Here is a 24,224-nt window from a genome sequence, read left to right on the forward strand (position 1 = left end):
GCGCAACCCTACTCTACCGTCGGAGATTTCCCGCATGTTTTACAAAGCTTCCGAACCGCATGGACTGAAACATGGTCCCTTCAAAGCCATTGTTGCCCCGCGCCCCATTGGCTGGATAAGTAGCCTTGCCGCGGACGGCACAGTCAACCTCGCGCCGTTCAGCTTTTTCAACGCCATGGCCGAGAATCCGCCGATTGTCGCAATGGGCATCAACGGCACCCATAGCGAAGGCGGCGCCAAAGACACGCTGGATAACATCACGGCGACGAAGGAATTCGTCTGCAACATGGTGACATACGATCTGCGGGAGAAAATGAACCTGAGCTCTGCCATGCTCCCCCGCTCCATCGATGAATTCGAATATTCTGGCTTGACCAAGGAACCCTCTGTGATGGTGAAGCCGCCCCGGGTAAAGGAAAGCCCGGCTCATCTGGAATGCATCCATTACAAAACCATCGTCCTTCCGTCGAACAATCCAAATGTGGTCAATTCCATGGTTCTCGGCGAAGTTGTCGGCATCCATATCAGTGACGATATAATCCACGACGGCATGATAGACATGACGAAATACCGGCCGCTCGCCCGGCTAGGTTATATGGATTACTGTCATGTCCAGGATGTCTTCGCGATGGACCGGCCCAAAGTATAGCGACGGCCCGCATTTAGCGTCAGACGCCCTGCCAGGTACCACGTATTTCCCGGACAAGTTTTTCAGCGATCGCGCGGGCGAAGTCTTCATACCCGTTTGCCCGTTCGATAAAGGCGCCGAGCCCGCCGATCACGCGATCACGGTAATAGACGTCAAGTTCCGGCTCGTCATTCAAGATTGGCAGACCGTTGATGATGACGCCGTTGCCGACAATCATGTCGCGAGCGACTTCGGGCGGACGGCCAATGGAAACCACCCCGTCACCGGAAATGTCAATAACCCGCCGGTTGGAGAAATTCTTGTCCCGGCTGAAAAGGGAGTAGGCATGCTCCAAGGCTCCGGCGATTGCCGTGCCGCCGTAGGGAAAGGTTCGGGGAACGTTATCGAGCAGGTCCGCATAGGCCCGCGCGTCCGCAGCCGTGGCAATTACCTGCCAGTCCAGGATTACGCCCTGCTCGTTAAGGCCCGCCCAATGGGTGGCGGCAACACTGATGCGGCCCCGCGGACCCGCTGTAATCGCCTCGATTACAAGATCACTGCGAAACGCCTCGGCAAAGCCGCGCATCTGCAAATTATATTCGTCGTAGTTTACGCTGGAGGAAACATCGATCGCCAGCACGAGCTGCATATCGACCTCATCCGCGATAGCCACCCAAGTCGGAACCATCGCGAAAAAGAGGGCGACTGCCCACCGCGGCCATTTCAGTGCGTTTCCCATTCCAATCGTCCGTGATAAAGAGGCGCTGCCTCAAATCTAACGCAATTCACGGCAAAAGTATGACGATATTTCCGAAGACCAATGACCGGGCACGCCTTTTGTGGCATTATTGAATTATAATCGTAAAATTAACGGAGACTGGAAGAATGAAAAAAGCCATCATCGCTATTGTCATAGTTGTGGTTCTGCTCATCGGTGCGGTCGTGGCCCTTCCCTTCATCGCTCCGACGGAGAGGATAAAAGAGGAACTGATTGTCGCGACCAAGGACGCCACCGGGCGGGAACTGGCGATTGACGGCGATTTCGGACTTTCCTTCTTTCCGACGCTGGGCGTACGCGCGACGGATGTTACGTTTTCCAACGCCGCCGGAGCCCAGAATACAAGAATGGCCGCCATCGAAAGCCTGGCCATCAAGCTTAATCTTTTACCGCTTCTGGGCGGAAATGTGCAGGTCGATGAATTCGTCCTTACGAAGCCCGTCATTAACCTCGAAGTTGATAAAAACGGCAATGGCAACTGGATTTTCGAAACAGGTAAAACCGAGGCATCAAAACCGGCTGACTCAGCGGACGGTGAAAGTGGCGGATCAGGCCTTGGCATTTCGGATCTCAATCTCGGCGATGTCCGGATTGTCGACGGAATGGTGAACTACATTGACCAGAAATCCGGAACCGAACTCAATCTTCGCGATATCAACCTTCAGCTCGTCCTTTTGGGCCTGGATCAGCCTTTCGAAGCCAAGGGAAGCGCCGTCTGGAATGATGAGAAGGCTGAATTAGACGTCAATGTGGCCGCCTTGCGCGCCATTCTCGAAAATCTGGAAACCGCAACATCGGTCAAACTTGAGTCGAAACATCTCAATCTCAGTTTTGACGGATCCGTCAAAAGCACCAAGCCCCTCAGCCTTGGCGGAACGACAACCCTCGACGTTCCCTCGGTCCGCGAGCTTGCCGCCTGGGCAGGATCACCTCTTGAGATGGCTGGAACCGGCTTCGGTCCCCTGAAAATAGACGGCGAACTTGGTGTCAACGGCACCAAATACAGTTTCTCCAAGGCCAATATTTCCTTCGATGAAATCAACGGAGTCGGAGATTTCAGTGTCGATCTTGGCGGCAAGGTTCCGGATGTCGTGGGCAAGCTCGCGCTCGAGACTCTCGATGTGAACCCATATCTTCCACTGGAAGGAGACGAGGGAAGCAATTCCGCAACGGCGCCAACGCAGAAAGTATCTTCCGAAAAGTGGGATTCAACCCCCATCGATTTGTCTGCGCTGAAAACAGTAAATGCGAAGTTCGATCTGTCGGTCCAGGAAATTCTGGTGAGAAAAATCAAGATCGGCGCCAGCGCGCTCGCGACAACGCTGAAGAACGGCATTCTCGACCTCGCACTTAACGAGATGAATCTTTATGACGGCGTAGGTCGCGCGACGGTCAGGGTCAATGCCCAGGACCCGGTTCTGAAAATTAACAAGTCACTCTCCATCGAGAACATTCAGCTTAAACCCCTGCTGACCGACGCGGCGGACTTCACCAAACTGGAGGGCAAGGGACTGTTTCAGACCAATATTTCCACGACCGGAAAATCACAGGCCGAAATGGTGAGCGCCCTCAACGGCGACGGACAAATCCTGTTTGAGGATGGATCGATTTCCGGTGTCAATCTCGCCGCCATGGCGCGAAACATTACAAGCGCCTTTACCGAGGGTGGTGACGCCCAAAAGACAGATTTCGCGGAGATTTCGGGAACCTATGTCATCAAGAACGGAATTCTGACCAACAACGACCTGAAGCTCCTCAACCCGTTCATCCGGCTGTCCGGTTCGGGCACCGTGGAGCTACCACCGCAAACGGTCAATTACCGAATTGAGCCGAAACTCGTGGCCACGACAGAAGGCCAGGGCGGCGGTCAGGCGGCGGGCGTTGCGGTTCCCATTCTTGTCACGGGGTCCTGGGATAACCTGAGCTACGCGCCGGACCTTGCCGGCCTTCTCAAGAATCCCGAAGGCGTCAAAAAACTCATCGAGGGCGCCAAGGGTTCCGGCGATGGCGTTAAAGATGTTCTCAAGGGGGTCACGGAAAAAGAATCGGGCGGCGGCAAGAACCTGCTCGATGCTGCGGGTGGCCTGCTGGGCGGCAAAAAGGACTAAGGCGACGGGCTGACGATATCAGCCCGTCCCCATTATTTCCTATGTTAGCTGGCTCGCGGCTTGCGTTCCTCGATGGGGCCGTCTGATTCCTTCCAGGCGCCGAAGCCCCCGTCGATATGGCAAACATTGGGCAAACCCATATCCTGCACTGCTTTGGTCGCAAGTGCGGATCGCCAGCCGGCGGCGCAAAAGAAAACGAAACGGTTGCCGCTGGCGAAGACATCCCGGTGATACGGGCTTTCCGGATCAACCCAGAATTCCAACATCCCGCGTGGCGCATGGACGGCCCCGGGAACCTGCCCCTCGCGCTCCAGCTCGCGGATATCGCGTAGGTCCACGAACGTTACACCGTCCTGACCATACAGCGCCCGCGCCTCGTCAACGGTTAGTGTTTCGATTTCCCGGGTCGCTTCCTCGACAAGTTGCTTGATGCCTTTTTTCATTTTTATTGGTCCTTATCACACGAATTCGTGGAAACAAAAGCTTGGCTTTCATTCCCGTTATAATGTTATTATCCAACATAGCATGACGCCCATAGCGTCCGTCGAGATAAAAAATAAAAAGAGAGAGAAAATGGATCTTTCGTTCACCGCACAAGACAATTCCTTCCGCGATGAGGTACGTCAGTTTCTGGCCGATGAATTTGACGACGATCTCAAACAGAAAATGGCGGAAAACAGAAACAGTTATCTGCCGAAGGCGGATCATGTCCGCTGGCAGGATGCATTGGCGAAAAAAGGCTGGCTGACACCCAACTGGCCGGTTGAGCATGGCGGTCCCGGCTGGACGACGACACAGAAATATGTTTTCGACACGGAAATGGCGAACGCCAATGCACCGGGTGTCGTGCCCTTCGGCATCAGCATGTGCGCCCCGGTGATCATGAAGTTTGGCTCCGAAGAACAGAAACAGCGTTTTCTCCCAGACATTCGCGAGAACAAGGTCTGGTGGTGTCAGGGTTATTCCGAACCGGGCTCCGGTTCTGACCTTGCCAGCCTCCAGATGAAGGCCGAAGACAAGGGCGATCATTTTCTGTGCAACGGGTCGAAAATCTGGACGACACTGGCGCAATATGCCGACTGGATTTTCTGCCTTGTTAGAACATCGACATCCGGCAAGCCGCAGGAGGGAATCTCCTTCCTGCTGATTGATATGAAATCCGACGGCATTACCGTTGATCCGATTCAGACCCTGGATTTGCCGGTCAAGGGCGCGCAGGAAGTCAACCAGGTCTTCTTCAACGATGTGAAGGTACCGAAGGAGAACCTGATCGGAGAGGTCAACAAGGGCTGGACCTACGCCAAGTATCTTCTCGAATTCGAGCGCGGCAACGCCTATGCCGGACGCCTCAAGCGCGGCCTTGAAAAAGTACGGGCCATTGCCTCGAAGGAAGTCGACGGGCAGGAACCGGTCATCAGTAATGCGGCGTTCAACGCCAAACTCGCGCGTCTGGAAATTGCCATACAGGCGCTTGAAATGACCGAGCTTCGCATTCTGAGCAAACTGACGTCAGGCCAGAATATGGGGCCGGAATCCTCCCTGATGAAATGCCGTGGAACGGACCTGTATCAGGAGGTTGTCGAGCTCGCACTTGAGGCCGTCGGGACCTATTCGATGCCCTTTACGCCACTTTATCCGGGCCAGAACGAGGAACCGATCGGTGCGGATTACGCAAGTGGTGTTGCGCCGCGTTACTTCAACGCCCGCAAGGTGTCCATCTATGGCGGATCAAACGAGATACAGCGCAACATCATGGCGAAGCTGATCCTCGGTCTCTGATCGGCCCGGACGATCCCGGACGGACATCGACAGGAAACGGAGCAAGGGCGGCCCATGACGGAAGATGCCGAAGCCGTGCGCATTTCCATGTGGTCCGGCCCGCGCAATATTTCGACGGCGATGATGCGATCCTTCGCCAGCCGTCCCGGATGCAAGGTCGTAGACGAACCATTCTACGCCTACTATCTTGCCCGGACAGGTCTTCGCCACCCGATGTTTGAAGAGGTGATAGCGAGCCAGCCGACTGACTGGCGCCTCGTTGCGGAGAACCTCAATGCGCCGCTTTTAAGTGCCAGGTTACTCTACATCAAGCATATGACCCACCATATGTTGGAAGAAATCGATCTCGGCGTGTTTCGAAATCATCTCAACTGCTTTCTCATACGCGACCCGCGCCGTGTGATCGCCTCCTATTCGGCGAAGTGGGACCGTATCACGACGGAGGACATCGGCATCAGGCGCCAGTTGGAGATTTTCAATGCGCTCACACAACTGACCGGCAAGACCCCCGTTGTCATTGAAGCCGAGGATATTCTGAAGAAACCGGAAGAAATGCTCGCAAAGCTCTGTGCTGCCCTCGGGATTGACTGGTGCGCGGAAATGCTGTCATGGGCCAGCGGGCGGCATCCGGAAGATGGCGTCTGGGCGTCCCATTGGTACGCATCGGTGGAAGCATCCACAGGGTTCGCACCCTTTGAAGAGCGGAAGATTGCACTTGCAGATAATCTCGAAGAACTTGCGGTCGAGCAACAACCCTACTACGACGCTCTTCGCGCCCACAAAATCTAGGAGCCGTTTTCCTGCTTCTTGACAGCGAGATCGAGTTTGCGCATCCAGTCCTTGATCCGCGCTTCATTCACCCCGAAATCACGATAGCCGTAATGGGCGCGGCTAAAAACAGCGAGGGTCGATTTCCCTGGCCCAAGATCGATGAATCGCGCCGTCACCGTATCGGGATATCCGATAAGTTTCGAATATTGGACATAATCCACCTGCAGGTCCTTGCCAATCTCACGGCTGTTAAGTTTCTCCACGCGCGGCTCGGCCAGGGCGACCATTTCAAAAAGCGCCGCCAGTTTCGGGGCATCAAATTCGAATATCGGGCTGATGGTTTTTGGCGGATACTGGGCGTAATCCGGAGGCGACATTAGGTACGTGTTTGGCTTGCGGGGTCTTTTAAGTGATGAAAAATCAAGCTCCGGCCTCTGGACATTCTTCAAAAGATTCTTCAACATTGTCAGCACCCGCTTAATGAAAACCTTGTATTCCCGGATTAATAATCCAGATTAGCCAATTATGATGAAAAAGTTAAAATAAATAACATGCTGTTGCGCGAACAATTTAACCGGGAACGGATAGACGAGCTAATTCGCGAAGCGAAACGCCAAGGGCCCTTCCATGCGCTAACCCACGAAGAACGTGAAGCAACCCGCCGGGAATTTCTTGCCAAGATTTCCCACGACAACGGTCTTTGGGTTTTCGGATACGGGTCGCTTCTCTGGAACCCCGCCTTTCATTTTACCGAGTGGCAACCGGCGCGGCTTCACGGATTTCGGCGGCGTTTCTGTCTGCAAGCCTCCATCGGCCGGGGCAGCCCGGAAAAACCGGGATTGATGCTCGCGCTTGATCATGGCGGCTCGTGCAACGGCCGGGCTTTTCACATCGCGCCTGACAAAATCGAGAGCGAGACGGATATTCTGTGGATGCGGGAGATGGTCTCGGGCGCCTATAACGCCCGCCTGATCAAGATACGCCTTCCGCATGAGACGGTCACCGGCCTGACCTTTGTTATCAACCGTGCGCATCCCCGCTATATCGCCGAAATGGACATCGAAGACACGGCGCGGCTGGTTTCTTCAGGCGAGGGGCATCTTGGAACCTGCCGCGACTATCTCAACAACACGATAGCCCATCTCGATGAAATGAAAGTGAAGGACCGCTACCTCCACGAACTTCAGCAAAAGATACACGAGCTTGATCGTCGCACGGATATGGCGTAACAAGCCGGCAGCGGTCAACGAACAGATGCGAGCTTCATGAAAACCGATCCTTCCAACGGTCTGCCGCCGGTATTTGTCATAAACCGGTCAAAAGATATCCAACGCCGCACCGATATGACGGAACGCCTCGCGAAAGTCGGGGTGACACCCATTTTCTTTGAAGCCGTCGATGGATATCAACTCGATGTCGACACTCTCCCTGAGTATGACCGTGAGAAACGGCGGCGCTATTTCGGCAAGGATTTGAAAGCGGGGGAAATTGGCTGCCTCCTCTCACACAAGAGAATCTACGAAAAAATGGTGGCCGAAGATATTCCGCAAGCACTCGTGCTCGAAGATGATGTCTTCTTGGCGGACGACGTCAAATCCGTTCTTGAGGACATACAGGAAACCAGTCTTCCCTGGGATCTGATCCGCTTTGTTGGCCACGGCAAAGTATTCGATATCGGCTATCGACGTCTCTGCGAACTCCGTAACGGCTATAGCATCACCCGGGTACCAACATCGCCAAGCGGCGCCTATGCCTATCTGCTGACCCGGAAAGCCGCGAAGAGGCTGCTTTACTTCATGCAGAAAAATTGGGTGCCAGTGGACATCGTCCATAGCCGCAGTTGGCAGACGGGGCTCGAGACATTCCTTATTCATCCCTCGCCCGTCGTTCCGGATCTTGAGGGACCCTCCACAATCGGCGATGAGCGGTTTGATAAAGCCAAGCAAATAAAGGGCCTGACGAAGCTTCTCCACCCCTTTTACCGCTTCTGGTACAAGCTGAGCAACGGCGCCGGCAAACGTCTGCTATATTTGACGAGCTGGTTCCGCGATCGAAAATACACCGCAAAGTGATCCCGGCAGGCAGAAATACCGATCGCAGCCCTGAAAGGATAACAGGCCAATACATTGGATGCGCAGAAGGCGGCATCATTGCCGTCGTCTTCGATTTGGCCGCCTGACGCGCTAAACAGGAAGGAAGCCGGTCAATAAAAGTGCGATACTGAAAAGTAGTCCAAGCACTGGCACCCAAATTGGTACGACGAAAACGGATGTTGAGGGCGACGGGCTTGTTCGCTTCAACCGGATCAGCGCGAGATTCACGAAACAGAAGACAATGAGAACAATAGTGGATGTGGCCTCCGCCAGCCGGGCGATCGGCAAGAGCGTCGCGAAAACCAGGACCAAGGCGACGACAACGCCCGTGGCGACAAGCGGCGTCCGCGTGACCGGGCTAACCGACGCAAGGAACGACGGGAGGTTCTTTTGCATCGCCAGGCCGTATAACACGCGTGACGCCATAATAATCTGGATAAGCACGCCATTTGTCGTGGCGACAATGGCAATCGTCCGAAAAATGCCCCCTGTCGTGTCCCCGGATTTTTCGAAGACGAGCGCAAGCGGGGCGGCGGAGCCGGCAAGATCCGCCATCGGCACGACGAGCACGACGACCGAAACGACGAGAAAATACAGGATGGAGGCGATCAGAAGGGTAAGAAAGATGCCGCGCGGCAGCGTTTTATGCGGTTCGACAACTTCTTCGGCGACATTGGCCATATCCTCGAACCCGACAAACGCAAAAAACGCCAGCAGACTCGCGGAAATAATACCGCCCCAGGTCGAAATCTCGAAAGGCGGCAGCAATTCCGCCGTCCTTGACAGAATTTCCGGATCGGCGCTGACGCCATAATATATGACGAGAATGAGCCCCCCCATCTCGATCAGGGTGAAAATCGCCGCAATCATTACCGATTCCAGGATTCCCCAGGCCGCCATCACACCAACGATCAGGATAACGGCCACCGCGATCACGGTCGGCGGCACAGGGACGATCTCGCCAATATATGCCGCCGCACCGATAGAGACCGCCGCCGACGATACGATACCCGACGCGGCCACCAGCAATCCGACGACAAGGGTCAGGGTCGAGGAATTAAACCCAGCCCTTACATAAGCGGCCTCGCCGGCGCTGACTGGATGTCGCGTGGAAAGTTCGGCGTAAGCGAACCCGGTAAATGAAACGACGCCGGCCGCAATCAGAAAGGAGATGGGGGCGTATATACCCGCGCGCGCCGCCGTTGTCCCGACCAACACATATATGCCGGCGCCAATTGTGACGCCCAACCCATAAAGCGTTAATAGCGGAAGGGTGAGCTTTCGCTTGAGCTCGACAGGGACTTTCGCAGTCACGATCTTTTCCATTTTTTCCACAACTGCCCCGTTCCTAAAACGGTTGACTGAAGGATGTAATTATCTGCCATGGTCACCGGACGAAAAGCAACGGATGACGGCTTATAAGGAGTGCCTCCTGACATGCCGGATCTTCCAGAAATGCCCCGCCGACCATCATCACGACAGTGCAATCTACCGGAGAAATGGCCTCAATAACTTCTGGACCTCCGGTCATGACAGGCGCCACTCGAGGCGTGCCCTGCTTTTCCCCGCTGTATTGCTGGGCGATCGTCGCAAGTTCCGCACAGTCTTCATCGTTCAATCCGACGGGAAGAAGGGTAATTTTCCCCGCCGGGGCACCAAGGAGCGTGACGGACGCCAGAATTCCCTGCTTTGCGGCAGTAAGGGAATCGCAGATAACCGTGACGTCCGCTTGCAAGCTTTTGGCGCCCTTCAGCAACAGGGTCGGGTGAAGCAATTCCGTTATCGCCTCACGACTGCTGAGACGTCCCCGGAAATTTCGGGCATGAAGACGCCCGGTACATTCCAGGATGACCAGATCGGCGTCGCCCCACTCTCCTATGTCACCGCGCCACCCCTCGCCGCGCAGGGCGCGAAACCCGACGGTAATCTTGCGATGACGCGCCGCCTGCTCCAACTGTCGCTGGACGCTACGCGCCATTGCGCGAAGCTGCGCCTCCAAGGTTAAGCGGTCAAGATGATGCGCAATGGGAGACGAGAGGCGAAACTCGCGTATAAAATCCAGCTCGCCAACCGTGAAAAGATCGCTGTCCTCGATAAAAATACCCCGCAACTCGCCGCCGAGGCGCGCCGCGATTTCAATGGCCGCTCCCATCGTTTCCCGGCAATGCGTCGCCGCGTCGATCTGGAGCAAAACCCGGCGATATTTCGGAGGCGCAAGCTCAGCCATTTTCCGGCCCCGCAGATTTCCCGTCCTCCGTGGATTTGACATAGCGTCGCGCGGCATCAGCGAAAGCCTCCAGCCGCGCCTTGACCTTTCCGTTAATGGAATCCACCGGATAATTGCCGGAATCATTCAATTCACCGGCTTTTTCTCCTGTCAGAATTTCAATCCCTTCGTCGATGCTGGCAACCGCATAAATATGGAAAAGTCCCTTTTCGGCCGCGGCGACCACCTCGTCCTTAAGCATCAGGTGTTTGACATTGGCTTTTGGGATAAGCACGCCCTGCTCTCCGGTCAGGCCGCGAAAATCACATAAATCGAAGAATCCCTCGATCTTTTCATTTACGCCGCCGATGGCCTGCACCTCGCCAAACTGGTTGACTGACCCTGTGACCGCGAGAGATTGCTTTATCGGGACTTTCGATAAGGCCGAGAGGAGTGCATATAGCTCAGTTGACGAGGCGCTGTCGCCATCGACACCGCCGTAGGATTGCTCGAAAACGAGACTCGCCGTCAACGACAGCGGTTTGTCTTCCGTATAACGGGCCGCGAGGAAATTCGAAAGGATCAGCACGCCCTTCGAATGCAGTGGTCCGCCAAGCTCCACTTCCCGCTCGATATCTACCACACGGCCGCGACCAAGATGTACCCGCGCTGTAATTCTGCTCGGTCGGCCAAAGGCAAAATCGCCAAGCTGGAGAACAGACAGGCCGTTAATTTGCCCCACCCTTGTGCCATCGGTGTCCAGCATCATCGTGCCGCGCTCGAACTGCTCCTGCGTGCGTTCCCGCAACCGGTCCGACCGGTAAATATGCGCCTTGACTGCCTGATCGACGTCCGCCCCGGTTATCTGCTTTGCCCCGCGGGAGGAAGCCCAATAGTCCGCTTCCGATAAAAGATCGGAAAGCGAGCGGGTATGGCTCAAGAGGCGTTCCGTATCGCCGGTAAGGCGCGTCATGCGCTGCATGACCTGTTCCACTGCATTGCGCTTGAGCGGCATCAGCTGTTTCTTGCGTGCTTCCGTGGCAACATATCGCGCGTAAAGCGTAACCGCGTCATCCGTGACGGGAAGCCGATCATCAAAATCAACCGGGACTTTGAAAAGATTGTGAAAATCGTGATCGTTCTGGCTGAGCAGATAGTAAAGAACCGGATCGCCAATAAGAATGACTTTGATGTCCAGGGGAATTGTCTCGGGCTGAAGGCTTACCATACTGCCGAGCGACATCATCTGCGTAAGCGATTCAATCCGGATTTCACGGCTTCTCAATTCACGTTTTAGCGTTTCCCAGGCATAGGGCTGAAACAATAGTCGGCGGGCATCGAGAATAAGATATCCCCCGTTTGCGCGGTGAAGGGCACCCGCCTTGATCAGACGGAAATCGGTCACAAGCGAGCCGAATTCGGAGCGGTGTTCAATCCGCCCCAGCAAATTCTCAACCGTCGGATTGTCTTCATAAACAATCGGGGCGCCGCCTTTGGCATCGTGACTGACCAGGACATTCACCTGACAGTTGCCAATGACCCGGTCCTGCTGAATGGCGATATTCGCGGCCACCTGAGCGGGGGCCGTTTCAACCGCCTCATCCTTACTCAGCCGGAAAACATCGCTGTGATTGATAACGTAATCCCGGACTTCATCCAGAAATTCGACGACTGCCGTGCAGTCTTTCCATTTCTCGCGATTTTCATCGATCAGATGATCAACGGCAAAGCTCGTCACCTCCCGGTTGAGCTTGATAATCTCCCGGCGCTGTTCGCGTTCCAACTCCGGCAGCATGCGGACGGCGGTCTGGAGGTCCCCTTCAAGTTCGCTGATGTCTTTCTTGATCTGCTCCTGCTCCTCGCCCGGCATCTTCGAGAAAACGGCTGGATCGATGACTTTCCCTCCGCGAGCGGGAGCAAGCGCCAGCCCCATCGGTGTGCGGACAAGCGCAATATTTTTCTCACCGGCCTTTTTCTGAAGCTCTTCAAAGGCCTCTTCCTGCTTCAGTTTAAATTGCTCGACTATGACATCAAGCCGCGTGCGGTAGTCCTCGCTCTCATAGGCGGCGGCGATCACCACCCGGACTTCCTCGGCAAGGCTTTCCATCTGCCTTGCAAGTTCCTTCGCGCGACCAGCCGGCAGGCGCAAAATTTTTGGGTGATCCGGTTCGGCGAAATTATTGACGTAACACCAATCGTCGGGAACGGGTTTCGCCGCCGCTTCGGGCTCCAGATACCGCAGGATTGTCTCGGTCTTGCCGGCGCCGGCGGGGCCGAACGCGAACAAATTAAAGCCCTGATGGCGAACGCCGATGCCAAAACGTATAGCCTCGACGGCCCTGTCCTGACCGAGAGGCTCCCACAGATCCTCAAGTTCAGAGGTGTCCTTGAACCCAAGCGCCGCAAGATCATACTTGCGGCATAATTCAGACGCCGACAACGCCTTGTGTTCAGCCATCACTTAGCCCTTCCCTCTGTTCAACAATCTGACTCTAGCATAATATCTGCCATTCAATATGAGCCAAATCAATGAGCAAGCAAAACAGGGCGACCCGCCGTTCGTTTATATATTTGGCTGCTTTGGTGGCGACGATGATCAGGCGGTATTTCGTGCCTATCTTTTTAGTGACTCGCGCCTGAAACTTCGGTCGGCGCATTAAATCCACAGAATATCATGTAAATTTCATATGGTGGAACGTCTCCGCGTATTCGCGACTTGCGGAATATTAGGAAAATATGGTCTAGTTTTATTGCCAATATTTGAGACATACAAATATGGCCATTTTTGCAGGGAGGTAAAAAATGACCAAAGAATCCGTTAGTCGCAGAAAATTTTTAAAAGGCAGTGCGCTAGCTGCCGCAGTAACAGCGGGCACCGTCGCGGCGCCGGCAATTGCTCGTGCGGAACCTATTACTTTGAAAATGCAAGCGGCTTGGGGCGGCGGTATTTTCCTTGAGAATGCCCAGTCATACGTAAACCGGGTCCACGCCATGGCAGGCAACGACCTCAAGATCGATCTGTTGCCAGTAGACTCCGTGGTAAAAACCAGTCAGATGCAGGACGCGGTGCACCGCGGCGTTCTTGACGCCGCACATTACGTGCCGGCCTACTGGTATTCGAAATCACCGACCGCCTCGCTTTTCGGAACCGGCCCCTGCTTCGGCTGGTCATCCCAGGAAGTGCTCGGCTGGGTTAATTACGGCGGCGGGCAGGAATTGTTCGACGAACTCATGAGCAATCTCGGCCTGAATGTTGTTTCCTTCTTCAATAGTCCGATGCCGGCACAGCCGCTTGGATGGTTCAAGGAAGAGATCAAGGACGTATCTCAACTCAAGGGATTGAAGTATCGCACTGTAGGCCTCGCCGCGGATGTTCTTCTTGAAATGGGTATGTCGGTTGTTCAGCTTCCCGGCGGTGAAATTCAACCGGCGATGAAAGCCGGCCTGATCGATGCGGCCGAATTCAACAACCCGACCTCGGACCGGGACTTCGGCATGCAGGACGTTTCGAAATTCTACCACCTCGCCTCTTTCCATCAGTCGCAGGAATTTTTCGAAATTACCTTCAACAAGAAGAAGTACGAAAGCCTGCCGGCGGAGCTTCAGTCTATCCTGAAATATGCGTCGGAGGCAGAGAATTCGAACTTCTACTGGCATAACACGAAACGCTACGCTGACGATCTCAACAAGCTTCGCGATGAGCAGGGTGTCAATGTATACCGGACACCGGACAACGTCATGGCGGAGCAGCTCAAAGGCTGGGACGTTGTTATAAAACGCATCAGCGGGGAGGACCCGTTCTTTGCCAAGGTCATTGATTCACAGATGGCCTATGCGAAGAATGTGATGGGCTATCTGAACCTCAATCAGCCCGATTACAAGCTCGCCTACAAGCATTATTTCGGCTCCTGAGGCTGAAAACTGCATGAAGTACCGAGGACTGCAAATCAGTCCTCGGTTTTTTCTCCGATATGTTTCGGGAGGTACGGGTGACGAAGTTCATCTACGCGATTGAGGGACTGAGCCTCTGGGTGGGTCGCGCGTTCGGCTGGTGCATCATGCTGCTGACGCTGTCGGTGTCCTACGAAGTCTTTGTCCGATATGTTTTGAACTCCCCTACGGTTTGGGCTTTTGATGTAATGGTCCAGATGTACGGGGCGCTGTTTCTAATGGCGGGTCCTTACGCGCTGGCGCAGGACTCCCATGTCCGCGGCGATGTTCTTTATCGCCTGCTCCCCGTCGAATGGCAGGCGCGAATTGACTTCGTTCTGTATATTCTTTTCTTTTTCCCCGGCATGATGGCGCTTTTCTGGTTTGGAGCGGAAATTGCCGCCGACAGCTGGCGTTACAAGGAAGTGAGCTGGAACAGTCCGGCACGCATTCAGATTTACTTCTTTAAAACCCTCATACCGGTGGCGGGCTTTCTTTTGATGTTACAAGGCCTGGCCGAGATAATGCGTTGCTGGAAAGCAATCAAGCACGGCAAATGGATGGACCGTCTTGAGGACGTTCGGGAGACGGAAGACATGCTGATGCATATGTCCGAAACCCGTAAATAATCGATGCCTTCATTCCCCGGTAATTATGTTGAGAATCGACCATGACAAACCCTGAAGTCGCCATTTTCATGCTTTGCCTCTTCATCGTGCTGGTGTTGCTGGGCTTCCCCATTGCCTTCACGCTTCTGGCGATGGGGGTCGGCTTTGGTTACTATGCCTACTATCAGGGCGGGATCGAAACCTTCGCCGATCTTTACAACAACAATATATTCTATCTTCTCAACCAGAATACCTACTCGGTGATGGAGAACGACACATTGGTCGCCATTCCGCTATTCCTGTTCATGGGATATGTTGTGGAGCGGGCCAATATCGTTGACAGGCTGTTTTTCTCCCTGCAGATGGCCGCACGCAATCTTCCCGGCTCCATGGCCATCGCGGCTTTGATAACCTGCGCCGTTTTCTCTACGGCTTCGGGCATTGTCGGCGCTGTTGTCACGCTGATGGGATTGCTTGCATTTCCGGCCATGGCGAAGGCGAATTACGACAAGGAGTTTGCCTCGGGCGTTATTTGCGCAGGCGGAACACTGGGTATTCTGATCCCGCCGTCGATCATGCTGATCGTCTATGCGGCAATCGCCGAGCTTTCCCCGCTCCGGCTCTACGCCGCTGCCGTTTTCCCCGGCCTTATCCTCGCCGGCATGTATGTTCTGTATGTTATTGTCCGCGTCCTTATCAAGCCGTCGATCGCGCCGAAACCGAACCGGGAGGATATTCCGCCGGTTGGCAAAATCTACCTCGACCTGCTTGTCTCCTTCGTGCCGCTGACCGTCCTGATCATGTTGGTTCTTGGCTCTATTCTCGGGGGATTGGCCACGCCGGCGGAAGCGGCGGCGATGGGTGCGCTAGGCGGACTCGTGCTGGCGATACTCTACCGCTCCCTCACCTGGCAAAAGGTTAAGGAGAGTGTCTTCCTGACCGCAAAGGCAACGGCCATGGTCTGCTGGCTTTTTGTCGGGTCGTGGACATTTGCCTCGGTATTCTCCTATCTCGGTGGGCATGACTTGATCAGCGACTGGGTCATCGGCATGAATCTGGAGCCCTGGCAATTCCTTGTCATGGCGCAGATCATTATTTTTCTGCTTGGCTGGCCTCTCGAATGGTCGGAAATTCTGATCATCTTCGTTCCCATCTTCCTGCCAATGCTGGACACGTTCGGCGTCAATCCCTATTTCTTCGCGATGCTGGTTGCGCTGAATCTTCAAACCTCGTTCCTGACGCCGCCAATGGCCATGTCCGCCTATTACCTGAAAGGTGTGCTGCGCAACGCCATTCAGCTGGTACAGATTTTCAAGGGTATCATCCCCTATCTCGGTATTGTTATCCTGTGCATGGTGCTGATGTATCAGTTCCCGGGCATCGCCCTTTGGCTGCCTGACTTCCTGTTCGGGAAATATGTCCCGTGACGATGACCGAAAGCTTGTCAATGCCGAATACTCTTTCTGCGACCGAGGCCGTCCGGAAAATTCATGAAGGAACTTTACGGTCAGTCGATTTGGTGCAGGCATGCCTCGACCGGATCGACGAGACCGATGACGAGATAGGAGCCTGGGTTCACATCGATCGTGACGCCGCATTGGCACAGGCGGAGGAGATGGACAAGCTGCGGCGTGCAGGCAAACCTATGGGCGCCTTGCACGGTGTCCCGGTCAGCCTCAAAGATATTATCGACACGCAAAACCTTCCGACGGAACGCGGAACGCCGGTGTTCAAAGGCAGGCAACCCAGTGCAGATGCGGCCATTGTTGAGCGGCTCAAGGATCAGGGGGCCATCATTCTTGGCAAAACGGTCACCACCGAGCTTGCGTTCGTTCACGCCGCCGAGACGAAGAATCCTCATAACCTTGCCCATTCCCCCGGCGGCTCCTCCAGCGGGTCGGCCGCCGCCGTTGCCGCGTTTCAGGTGCCACTCGCAATCGGCACGCAGACCAATGGGTCCGTCATTCGGCCGGCATCTTTTTGCGGGACCTACGGGTTCAAACCGACACGCGGCGTAATTTCGCGGCGCGGAATTTTACAAACCTCGAAGAACCTCGATCAGGTCGGGGTTTTCGGCCGCACCTTGGAAGACGTCGCCCTTCTTGCAGACGTGATCAAAGGATATGATCCGGCGGACAGCCTGAGTTATCCCCGCCCGCGCCCGCACATGTTGAACGGTTGCCAAGCGGAAGCGCCGGTCGAACCCGAATTCGTCTGGCTTGAGCTTCCTTTCGACGACCGCCTCGCGTTGGATGCCCGCGAAGGGCTCGAGGAAGTTATGATGGCTCTCGGTGACCGGATTGAGAAAATTGCCGTGCCAAGCGCGTTCGGCGGTTTCGTGGACGCGCAGCGCGTCATCCATGAATACGAAATCTGCGATCATCTGCACGAGATGTTCAGCAAACATTGGGCGCAAATCAGTGCGGATCTCCAAGCGATTGTCGAGCGCGGCAGACAGATCAGCCATTCCCAATATGAAGAGGCATTGGAATTCATGTCCTCGGCCAATGAGTATTTTGAGGTCTTTTTCAACGACTATGATGCCGTCCTGACGGCGAGCGCACCGGGAGAGGCGCCAAAGTTCGGAAACGGGACCGGGGATCCGATTTTCTCGACCATCTGGACATTATGCGGCCTTCCCTGTGTCAGCCTCCCGCTGCTGGTCGGAGAAAACAGCCTGCCAATCGGCGTGCAGCTGGTCGCCAAGTCCGAGCAGGATGATCGCTTGCTTCGGACCGCCAATTGGCTGCAGAATAAACTCGGCGAAGCGTAAGGAGAAAAGCCATGCTGTCGGATATTCAAAAGAAAATCCTCGGGGTGATCGGTACCGCCCTGATGTTCGCCTTCGTCCTGGGTCTCGCAAGCAGTATCTCCAGCGGTTTCGCCGGATTCTGGGGAGGACTGCCGTTCTGGATAATTGCGATATTCGTCTTGTCACTGGCGCTGTTCAACCTGTGGGAAGACGCCTTGCGGAAAAGAAAGTAGGATGCCCGGAAAACCGACTCTTTGGATCACCCGCAAACTGTCCGACAAAACACTTGAGAGGGCGGTACGGGACTACGACGCCATCATCAATTACGAAGATGGGCTGCACAGCGCCGATGAAATCATCGCCATGAGTGCGAAGGTGGACGCCATCCTCCCCTGTCATTCGGAGCTGTTCACGGAGGAAGTCGCAGCCCGGCTTGATCCGCGCCTCAAGATCATCGCCAATCATTCCGTCGGTGTCGATCACTGTAATCTGGAGGCTCTGCGTCAACGCGGGATTACCATCACCAACACTCCGGATGTCCTTTCGGATGCCACTGCCGAGCTCGCTTTCCTTCTCATGTTGGGCGCCGCGCGGCGGGCCGTCGAAGGCGACCGCATGGTCCGTTCGGCAAGCTGGAATTTCTGGAGCCCGTCCTTCATGGTCGGCAAGCAGGTCACCGGTCAGCGGCTCGGCATCGTCGGAATGGGCCGTGTCGGCCAGGCCATGGCGAAAAAAGCGCGGGGTTTCGATATGGAAATCCATTATTTCAACCGCAGCCGCCTGCCGAAGGAAAGGGAGGTTGGCGCACAATATCATGAGGACATTGACAGCCTTCTCCGGGTGTCCGATTTCCTCTCGCTTCACTGCCCGGCAACGCCACAAACCAAGGGTATCCTGAACGCGGAGCGACTTGCGACGCTCCCGGACGACGCCGTGATCGTCAATACGGCACGGGGCGCCCTGATCGATGAAGCGGCTCTTATTGCCGCCTTGAAATCGGGCAAGATTTACGCGGCGGGGCTCGATTGCTTTGTTAATGAACCCGGCGGCAATCCGGCCTTCGCCGAGTTCGACAATGTCTTCATGCTCCCACATATCGGCAGCGCAACGGTTGAAACCCGCGATGCCATGGGATTTCGTGCCCTTGACAACCTTGATGCCTTTTTCGCTGGCAAGGCGCCCAGGGACAAATTGTAGTTCCCCGATCAGTCCTAATTTCTCCTCGACAGTGTGGAATGAAAGTGCGAACCTTTTTCTGTGGTTATCTGTCCGGCAAAAAAAGGCAGAGACCACAGTCGCGGGAAGCAAATGCATTTCGTAACGACAGAGAGGCAAATTCGATGAAACATCTCAAGAAACTGGCGGCGGGCGCCTTATTCACCCTTCTAACGACGACGATGGCAATACCGGCTTATGAGGCACAGGCGGAAACGCCGCCGGACATGCTGGTAATCGCCAACCGGATTGACGACATCACAACGCTTGACCCAGCGGAATCATTCGAATTTGCCGGCAGCGATGTTATTCGCAATGTATATGGCCGCCTGGTCAATTTCGACCCGCTTGACCTTGAGAAGGGCTATGAGCCCGACCTCGCCACGAGCTGGACGGTTTCGGAAGACGGGAAAACCATCACATTTACCATGCGTGAGGGCGTGAAATTCCATTCCGGCAATCCGGTTACGGCAGAAGACGTGGAATTCTCCCTTCGCCGCGCGGTCCTGCTTGCAAAAACCCCGTCCTTTATCCTGACACAGTTCGGATTCACGCCGGAAAATATCAACGAGACGATTGTTGCCGAGGGGAATACGGTCCGCATCACGACGGACAAGAAATACGCAACGTCCTTCGTGTTGAATTGCCTGACGGCGACGATCGGCGGCATCGTCGACAAAAAGCTTGTCATGGCGCATGAAAAGGATGGCGATCTCGGAAACGAATGGCTAAAGACCAATTCCGCGGGCTCCGGCGCCTATAAGGTCGTCAGCTGGAAGCCGAGCGAATCCGTCACCCTTCAATCGAACGAGGATTTCTATCTCGGCGCCCCAGCCATGAAGCGGGTCATCGTCCGTCATATCCAGGAAAGCGCGACGCAGCGCCTTCTCCTTGAAAAGGGAGACATTGACGTCGCCCGGAACCTCAATCCCGAAGACGTCGCAGGAATTACGGGCAAGGACGGTCTGTCGGTAGACAGCGAACTTCGCGGTCGCCTGATGTATATCTCCCTTAACCAGAAACATCCGGTCCTTTCCAAACCGAAGGTGGTCGAAGCGATCAAGTATCTGATTGATTACACCGGCATGCAGGACAGTTTCCTGAAGGGCCAATATACGGTGCATCAATCCTTCCTGCCGAAAACCTATCTCGGGGCGATTGAGGACAAGCCGTACAAATTTGATCTCGAGAAAGCCAAGGCCCTGTTAAAAGAAGCGGGCGTCGAGAATCTCGAAGTAGAAGCAGGCGTTCGCGAAGCGCAGGAACGTATCGAAATCGCCCAGTCTATCCAGAACACCTTCGCTCAGGCCGGGATCAAGCTGAATATCACCATCGGAACGGGCAAGCAGACGCTGACCCGCTATCGCGCCCGCGACCTTGATGTCTATGTCGGCGCATGGGGACCGGACTACCCGGATCCGCAGACAAATGCGGGTACCTTCGCTTATAACCCGGACAATTCAGACGACGCGAAAGCGACCGGCCTCCTTGCCTGGCGGAACGCTTGGGATCCGGGCGATCTCACCGCGAAGACGGAAGCGGCCGTCATCGAAGGGGACCGCGATGTCCGCAAGAAGATGTATGAAGAAATCCAGCGCGAATTCCAGGCGAGAGCCCCCTTCGCCGTCATGTTCCAGAAAATCGAACAGACCGGCCGCAGGAGCAATGTGAAGAATCTTAATCTCGGCGGCGCTATCACGGCGGTTGCCTATTGGCCGGTCACCAAATAACCGGACCATAGATGGCATTAAATTCGGAAGCGGACAACGGGCGAAACAAGTCGCCCTTGTCCACTATCGGCATCCCCGTTCTGAAGACGATGGGCACCATCCTCGCGACGATGCTGGGGCTGTTGTTCGTAACCTTCATTATCGGCCGGGTGATGCCGATAGACCCGGTGATCTCCATTGTCGGCGAACGGGCGAGCAAGGAAACCTATGAGGCGGCCTACCGGGCCATGGGGCTCGACAAGCCCGTAATTGTTCAGTTCTTCTATTACATTCGCGACATCCTGTCCGGCGATTTCGGCCAGTCGCTTCTGAATGCGCGGCCGGTGGCTGAAGATATAAAACGCGTCTTCCCGGCAACACTGGAGCTTGCGACGCTCGGGACGATAATCGGCGTGGTTATCGGCGTTCCTCTGGGCGTACTCGCCGCGGTCCGGCGGGGAAGCTGGATCGATCAACTGGCCCGCCTGGTTGCGCTGATCGGCTATTCCATGCCGATCTTCTGGTTAGGTCTCGTCGGCCTTCTGATTTTTTACGGGATTCTTGGCTGGGTCGGCGGCCCGGGCCGGGTGGGCATTTTCTATGTCGATGTCGTGCCATCGGTCACTGGCATGATTCTGGTCGACAGCCTTCTTGACGGCAACTGGACCGTTTTCAAGGACGCCATGAGCCATATTATCCTGCCGGCCTCCCTGCTTGGTTATTACAGTCTTGCCTATATCAGCCGGATGACGCGCTCCTTCATGCTGGAACAAATGAATGCGGAATATATCACGACAGCCCGCGTGAAAGGCCTCTCTGAATGGGCGGTGATCTGGCACCACGCCTTCGGAAATATTAAGGTCCAGCTTATTACGGTGATTGCACTCAGTTATGCCGGCCTTCTTGAAGGCTCGGTCCTTACTGAAATCATATTCGCCTGGCCGGGGATCGGCTCCTATATCACGACGGCGCTTCTGTCCGCCGACATGAATGCCGTTCTCGGTGGAACGGTCGTCGTCGGCCTTGTTTTCGTCTGCCTGAATGTCTTTTCAGACCTTCTCTACAAATTCTTTGACCCGAGGGCGAAATGAGTATCTTCAATTCACCCGAAAGGTACACCGCTGGCTGGCGCGCCTGGCTCCTGACGGATACCCCGACATCGCGAAACCATGCCCGCATTGCGTCGTTCTACCAGGGGTGGCTTTCCTTTCGCACCAACCCAATGGCCATGTTCGGCCTGCTGATTTTGGCCCTGATGGTGCTTATCGCTATTTTTGCTCCGCTTCTCGCACCACACGACCCGCTCGTTCAGGATCTTGCAAACCGCTTGCAACCGCTTGGAACGGACGCGCATCTTCTTGGAACGGATTCGCTGGGGCGGGATATCCTGAGCCGCCTGATTCACGGTGCGCGGATTACGCTCTATATCGTTATTCTCGTCGCCCTTATCGCCCCCATTGCCGGGCTTTTTGTGGGTACGGTCGCAGGCTATGCCGGAGGTTGGATCGACACGATCCTCATGCGGATCACCGATATCTTTCTTGCCTTCCCGCGCCTTGTTCTCGCCCTTGCCTTTGTTGCCGCCCTTGGCGCCGGCATTGAAAATGCGGTAATTGCGATATCGCTCACTGCCTGGCCACCCTATGCCCGCATCGCCCGCGCCGAAACCCTGACCATCCGGAATACAGACTATATCAGCGCCATAAAACTGCAGGGGGCGGGCCCGTTCCGGATTATCACCCGGCATATCTGGCCGCTCTGCATCTCATCGCTGATCGTTCGGGTGACGCTGGATATGGCAGGGATAATTCTAGCGGCGGCCGGACTTGGATTTCTCGGTCTCGGGGCGCAACCCCCCTCGCCGGAATGGGGCGCCATGATCTCCGAGGGCCGGAAATTCATCCTTGATCACTGGTGGGTCGCAACGGTTCCCGGACTCGCCATTTTCCTGGTGAGTCTCGCCTTCAACCTTCTGGGCGACGGGCTTCGCGACGTACTGGACCCCAAGGACAGCGGATCATGACCAGATTGGAAGTCGATAACCTCTGGGTTAAATTCCCGACCAGAAACGGCATTTTCGACGCGGTTCGGGGCATTTCTTTCTCGCTGGGCGAGGAACGGCTCGGCATTGTCGGGGAAAGTGGTTCGGGAAAATCCATGACCGGCCGAGCCATATTACGACTGATCAGACCCCCCGGACAGGTCACGGCAAACCATATAACACTCGATGGCCAGAATCTTATGAAGCTAAGCGAACGGGAGATGCGACAGGTTCGAGGGCGGCGCATTTCGATGATCATGCAGGATCCGAAATTCTCGCTGAACCCCGTTATGACGGTCGGTCGGCAAATGATGGAAGCCTATGCGACCTCAGGCCGGGGATCAAAGGCGCTGGCGCGAGATAAAGCGATGGAGATGTTGGACGCCGTTGCGATCCGGGACCCCTTGAGGGTCTTCAACGCCTATCCGCATGAACTTTCCGGCGGCATGGGACAACGCATAATGATTGCCATGATGCTGATACCCGATCCGGATATCCTGATTGCAGACGAGCCGACGTCGGCTCTTGACGTGTCGGTTCAGATGCAGGTTCTCGACATCATGGACAAACTGGTGCGGGATCGCGGCATGGGCCTGATTTTTATCAGCCATGATCTTAATCTGGTTTCCTCCTTTTGTGACCGCGTGCTGATCATGTATGCGGGCAGGATTGTCGAGGCCTGCGCCGCCGACAAGCTCCACGAGGCCACCCATCCCTATACGAGAGGCCTTCTGAAATCGCTGCCGCAGCTGGATGAGCCCCGCCGGAGGCTGGAAGTGCTCAGCCGCGATCCCGCATGGGCCGAGTCGGAAAGCGTGAGTGGTATCACATGAGCCATATCTCGATCGACAATCTCAGTGTCTGGTTCGATATCAATGAGGGCCGCGTCGATGCCGTGAAAAATGTCAGCCTGCGCGTCAACCAGGGAGAAAGCTTCGGCCTTGTTGGCGAGAGCGGGTCGGGTAAATCCACCATCCTCCGTGCGATTGTGGGTCTCACTCCGACATGGTCGGGCGCAATGGCGGTTGCCGGGGAAGAACTTGGCCGAAAACGCAACCGCGCCTTCTACAAAAAAGTTCAGATGGTATTTCAAGATCCCTATGCGTCCCTCCATCCACGGCAATCGGTTGATCAGGTCTTGGGTGAAACGCTGAAGCTCCACGGCGCTGGAGATGTTGATGAGAGAATTGAAAAATTGCTGGCCGATGTCGGGCTTGGCCCGGCCTTTCGATTCCGGTATCCTCATCAGCTCTCAGGTGGCCAGCGCCAGCGCGTCGCCATTGCCCGCGCACTCGCGCCCGAGCCGGAAATCCTGCTGCTCGACGAACCGACGTCGGCGCTTGATGTATCTGTACAGGCCGAGATACTGAATTTGCTGAGCGATTTACGACACGAACATAATCTCACCTATGTTATGGTTTCACATGATCTGGCCGTTGTCAGCCATATGTGTGAGAAAATTGCCGTCATGCAGCTTGGCGAAATTGTCGAGGTGATGACAGTCGAGGAAATGCGGGAAATGAAACCGAAGCACCCTTATTCCCGCCATCTTCTTGAAAGCTCGCTCGGCTATAAACGCCGGACAGGATAAGGGGCGACCCGCAGA

Annotated in this window: 23 protein-coding genes; 17 read left to right on the plus strand and 6 right to left on the minus strand. The window is 55.3% G+C overall.

Annotation, left to right across the window (positions count from 1 at the left end; genetic code table 11):
• Positions 1-34: 34 nt before the first annotated feature.
• Positions 35-649, plus strand: coding sequence for a flavin reductase family protein (locus tag GQF03_RS12410; RefSeq protein ID WP_161339601.1), 615 nt, complete (start codon positions 35-37; stop codon positions 647-649).
• Between the two features lie 19 nt (positions 650-668).
• Here the strand turns inward: GQF03_RS12410 and GQF03_RS12415 are convergent, their stop codons facing one another.
• Positions 669-1,367: a DUF1194 domain-containing protein gene (locus GQF03_RS12415; RefSeq protein ID WP_161339602.1), complete on the minus strand. Its 699-nt coding sequence runs from the start codon at positions 1,365-1,367 to the stop codon at positions 669-671.
• Positions 1,368-1,513: 146 nt separating this feature from the next.
• Here GQF03_RS12415 and GQF03_RS12420 point away from each other — a divergent pair, with 146 nt between their 5' ends.
• Complete coding sequence (locus GQF03_RS12420) at positions 1,514-3,514, plus strand: AsmA family protein (protein ID WP_161339603.1); 2,001 nt, start codon at positions 1,514-1,516, stop codon at positions 3,512-3,514.
• Positions 3,515-3,558: 44 nt separating this feature from the next.
• On the opposite strand, the gene GQF03_RS12425 is transcribed toward GQF03_RS12420, so the two are convergent.
• A complete protein-coding gene (locus GQF03_RS12425) occupies positions 3,559-3,963 on the minus strand; it encodes a rhodanese-like domain-containing protein (RefSeq protein WP_161339728.1) in 405 nt (134 codons plus the stop codon).
• Between the two features lie 124 nt (positions 3,964-4,087).
• Here GQF03_RS12425 and GQF03_RS12430 point away from each other — a divergent pair, with 124 nt between their 5' ends.
• Entirely contained in the window at positions 4,088-5,293 is a 1,206-nt protein-coding gene (locus tag GQF03_RS12430) for an acyl-CoA dehydrogenase family protein (protein WP_161339604.1), read from the plus strand.
• Positions 5,294-5,347: 54 nt separating this feature from the next.
• Positions 5,348-6,082: a sulfotransferase-like domain-containing protein gene (locus GQF03_RS12435; protein WP_161339605.1), complete on the plus strand. Its 735-nt coding sequence runs from the start codon at positions 5,348-5,350 to the stop codon at positions 6,080-6,082.
• Here GQF03_RS12435 and GQF03_RS12440 read toward each other — a convergent pair.
• Entirely contained in the window at positions 6,079-6,528 is a 450-nt protein-coding gene (locus GQF03_RS12440) for a DUF1499 domain-containing protein (RefSeq protein ID WP_277346487.1), read from the minus strand. The genes GQF03_RS12435 and GQF03_RS12440 overlap by 4 nt on opposite strands.
• 87 nt (positions 6,529-6,615) lie before the next feature.
• On the opposite strand from GQF03_RS12440, the gene GQF03_RS12445 reads away from it, so the two are divergent.
• Positions 6,616-7,293 carry a gamma-glutamylcyclotransferase gene (locus GQF03_RS12445; RefSeq protein WP_161339607.1) on the plus strand — a complete coding sequence of 226 codons (678 nt, stop codon included), beginning with the start codon at positions 6,616-6,618 and terminating at the stop codon, positions 7,291-7,293.
• Positions 7,294-7,329: 36 nt separating this feature from the next.
• Positions 7,330-8,136: a glycosyltransferase family 25 protein gene (locus tag GQF03_RS12450; protein WP_161339608.1), complete on the plus strand. Its 807-nt coding sequence runs from the start codon at positions 7,330-7,332 to the stop codon at positions 8,134-8,136.
• A gap of 111 nt (positions 8,137-8,247) precedes the next feature.
• Here GQF03_RS12450 and GQF03_RS12455 read toward each other — a convergent pair whose 3' ends face one another.
• From GQF03_RS12455 to GQF03_RS12465, 3 genes are all read right to left on the minus strand, one after another.
• On the minus strand, positions 8,248-9,471 hold the full coding sequence (locus tag GQF03_RS12455) for an amino acid permease (protein ID WP_206376405.1): 1,224 nt from the start codon (positions 9,469-9,471) through the stop codon (positions 8,248-8,250).
• A 73-nt stretch (positions 9,472-9,544) separates the two neighbouring features.
• The gene (locus GQF03_RS12460) at positions 9,545-10,384 is read right to left on the minus strand and encodes a hypothetical protein (RefSeq protein WP_161339609.1); all 840 of its coding nucleotides are present in this window, start codon (positions 10,382-10,384) and stop codon (positions 9,545-9,547) included.
• Positions 10,377-12,821: a Lon protease family protein gene (locus GQF03_RS12465; RefSeq protein WP_161339610.1), complete on the minus strand. Its 2,445-nt coding sequence runs from the start codon at positions 12,819-12,821 to the stop codon at positions 10,377-10,379. Before GQF03_RS12465 ends, GQF03_RS12460 begins: the two co-directional genes overlap by 8 nt.
• 344 nt (positions 12,822-13,165) lie before the next feature.
• On the opposite strand from GQF03_RS12465, the gene GQF03_RS12470 reads away from it, so the two are divergent.
• The 11 genes from GQF03_RS12470 to GQF03_RS12520 all read left to right on the plus strand — a co-directional run bounded on the left by GQF03_RS12470 (position 13,166) and on the right by GQF03_RS12520 (position 24,209).
• Positions 13,166-14,275: a TRAP transporter substrate-binding protein gene (locus tag GQF03_RS12470; RefSeq protein WP_161339611.1), complete on the plus strand. Its 1,110-nt coding sequence runs from the start codon at positions 13,166-13,168 to the stop codon at positions 14,273-14,275.
• Positions 14,276-14,334: 59 nt separating this feature from the next.
• Positions 14,335-14,922, plus strand: coding sequence for a TRAP transporter small permease subunit (locus GQF03_RS12475; protein ID WP_162858477.1), 588 nt, complete (start codon positions 14,335-14,337; stop codon positions 14,920-14,922).
• Between the two features lie 41 nt (positions 14,923-14,963).
• Complete coding sequence (locus GQF03_RS12480) at positions 14,964-16,328, plus strand: TRAP transporter large permease (protein WP_161339613.1); 1,365 nt, start codon at positions 14,964-14,966, stop codon at positions 16,326-16,328.
• A 2-nt stretch (positions 16,329-16,330) separates the two neighbouring features.
• Positions 16,331-17,674, plus strand: a complete 1,344-nt coding sequence (locus GQF03_RS12485; RefSeq protein WP_240958743.1) for an amidase — start codon at positions 16,331-16,333, stop codon at positions 17,672-17,674.
• Between the two features lie 11 nt (positions 17,675-17,685).
• Positions 17,686-17,886 carry a hypothetical protein gene (locus GQF03_RS12490; RefSeq protein ID WP_161339614.1) on the plus strand — a complete coding sequence of 67 codons (201 nt, stop codon included), beginning with the start codon at positions 17,686-17,688 and terminating at the stop codon, positions 17,884-17,886.
• A 1-nt stretch (position 17,887) separates the two neighbouring features.
• The gene (locus tag GQF03_RS12495) at positions 17,888-18,850 is read left to right on the plus strand and encodes a 2-hydroxyacid dehydrogenase (protein ID WP_161339615.1); all 963 of its coding nucleotides are present in this window, start codon (positions 17,888-17,890) and stop codon (positions 18,848-18,850) included.
• Between the two features lie 200 nt (positions 18,851-19,050).
• Positions 19,051-20,598: an ABC transporter substrate-binding protein gene (locus GQF03_RS12500; protein WP_380743725.1), complete on the plus strand. Its 1,548-nt coding sequence runs from the start codon at positions 19,051-19,053 to the stop codon at positions 20,596-20,598.
• Between the two features lie 11 nt (positions 20,599-20,609).
• Positions 20,610-21,668: an ABC transporter permease gene (locus GQF03_RS12505; RefSeq protein ID WP_161339617.1), complete on the plus strand. Its 1,059-nt coding sequence runs from the start codon at positions 20,610-20,612 to the stop codon at positions 21,666-21,668.
• On the plus strand, positions 21,665-22,600 hold the full coding sequence (nikC, locus tag GQF03_RS12510) for a nickel transporter permease (protein WP_161339618.1): 936 nt from the start codon (positions 21,665-21,667) through the stop codon (positions 22,598-22,600). Before GQF03_RS12505 ends, nikC begins: the two co-directional genes overlap by 4 nt.
• On the plus strand, positions 22,597-23,451 hold the full coding sequence (locus GQF03_RS12515) for an ABC transporter ATP-binding protein (protein WP_162858478.1): 855 nt from the start codon (positions 22,597-22,599) through the stop codon (positions 23,449-23,451). Before nikC ends, GQF03_RS12515 begins: the two co-directional genes overlap by 4 nt.
• Entirely contained in the window at positions 23,448-24,209 is a 762-nt protein-coding gene (locus GQF03_RS12520) for an ABC transporter ATP-binding protein (RefSeq protein WP_161339619.1), read from the plus strand. The genes GQF03_RS12515 and GQF03_RS12520 overlap by 4 nt, the downstream gene beginning before the upstream one ends.
• Positions 24,210-24,224: the final 15 nt, after the last annotated feature.

It is taken from the genome of Sneathiella chungangensis (genome assembly GCF_009882935.1).
In the GTDB taxonomy this organism is placed as follows: Bacteria; Pseudomonadota; Alphaproteobacteria; order Sneathiellales; family Sneathiellaceae; genus Sneathiella; species Sneathiella chungangensis.

What these genes read in the sequence shown, in the direction of transcription:
- GQF03_RS12415 (WP_161339602.1), bottom strand. Translation starts at nt 1,367, where the DNA reads ATGGGAAACGCACTGAAATGGCCGCGGTGGGCAGTCGCCCTCTTTTTC.
- GQF03_RS12520 (WP_161339619.1), top strand. Translation starts at nt 23,448, where the DNA reads ATGAGCCATATCTCGATCGACAATCTCAGTGTCTGGTTCGATATCAAT.
- GQF03_RS12475 (WP_162858477.1), top strand. Translation starts at nt 14,335, where the DNA reads ATGTTTCGGGAGGTACGGGTGACGAAGTTCATCTACGCGATTGAGGGA.
- GQF03_RS12470 (WP_161339611.1), top strand. Translation starts at nt 13,166, where the DNA reads ATGACCAAAGAATCCGTTAGTCGCAGAAAATTTTTAAAAGGCAGTGCG.
- GQF03_RS12460 (WP_161339609.1), bottom strand. Translation starts at nt 10,384, where the DNA reads ATGGCTGAGCTTGCGCCTCCGAAATATCGCCGGGTTTTGCTCCAGATC.
- nikC (WP_161339618.1), top strand. Translation starts at nt 21,665, where the DNA reads ATGAGTATCTTCAATTCACCCGAAAGGTACACCGCTGGCTGGCGCGCC.
- GQF03_RS12440 (WP_277346487.1), bottom strand. Translation starts at nt 6,528, where the DNA reads ATGTTGAAGAATCTTTTGAAGAATGTCCAGAGGCCGGAGCTTGATTTT.
- GQF03_RS12445 (WP_161339607.1), top strand. Translation starts at nt 6,616, where the DNA reads ATGCTGTTGCGCGAACAATTTAACCGGGAACGGATAGACGAGCTAATT.
- GQF03_RS12410 (WP_161339601.1), top strand. Translation starts at nt 35, where the DNA reads ATGTTTTACAAAGCTTCCGAACCGCATGGACTGAAACATGGTCCCTTC.
- GQF03_RS12480 (WP_161339613.1), top strand. Translation starts at nt 14,964, where the DNA reads ATGACAAACCCTGAAGTCGCCATTTTCATGCTTTGCCTCTTCATCGTG.
- GQF03_RS12420 (WP_161339603.1), top strand. Translation starts at nt 1,514, where the DNA reads ATGAAAAAAGCCATCATCGCTATTGTCATAGTTGTGGTTCTGCTCATC.
- GQF03_RS12505 (WP_161339617.1), top strand. Translation starts at nt 20,610, where the DNA reads ATGGCATTAAATTCGGAAGCGGACAACGGGCGAAACAAGTCGCCCTTG.
- GQF03_RS12495 (WP_161339615.1), top strand. Translation starts at nt 17,888, where the DNA reads ATGCCCGGAAAACCGACTCTTTGGATCACCCGCAAACTGTCCGACAAA.
- GQF03_RS12450 (WP_161339608.1), top strand. Translation starts at nt 7,330, where the DNA reads ATGAAAACCGATCCTTCCAACGGTCTGCCGCCGGTATTTGTCATAAAC.
- GQF03_RS12490 (WP_161339614.1), top strand. Translation starts at nt 17,686, where the DNA reads ATGCTGTCGGATATTCAAAAGAAAATCCTCGGGGTGATCGGTACCGCC.
- GQF03_RS12465 (WP_161339610.1), bottom strand. Translation starts at nt 12,821, where the DNA reads ATGGCTGAACACAAGGCGTTGTCGGCGTCTGAATTATGCCGCAAGTAT.
- GQF03_RS12500 (WP_380743725.1), top strand. Translation starts at nt 19,051, where the DNA reads ATGGCAATACCGGCTTATGAGGCACAGGCGGAAACGCCGCCGGACATG.
- GQF03_RS12485 (WP_240958743.1), top strand. Translation starts at nt 16,331, where the DNA reads ATGACCGAAAGCTTGTCAATGCCGAATACTCTTTCTGCGACCGAGGCC.
- GQF03_RS12435 (WP_161339605.1), top strand. Translation starts at nt 5,348, where the DNA reads ATGACGGAAGATGCCGAAGCCGTGCGCATTTCCATGTGGTCCGGCCCG.
- GQF03_RS12430 (WP_161339604.1), top strand. Translation starts at nt 4,088, where the DNA reads ATGGATCTTTCGTTCACCGCACAAGACAATTCCTTCCGCGATGAGGTA.
- GQF03_RS12515 (WP_162858478.1), top strand. Translation starts at nt 22,597, where the DNA reads ATGACCAGATTGGAAGTCGATAACCTCTGGGTTAAATTCCCGACCAGA.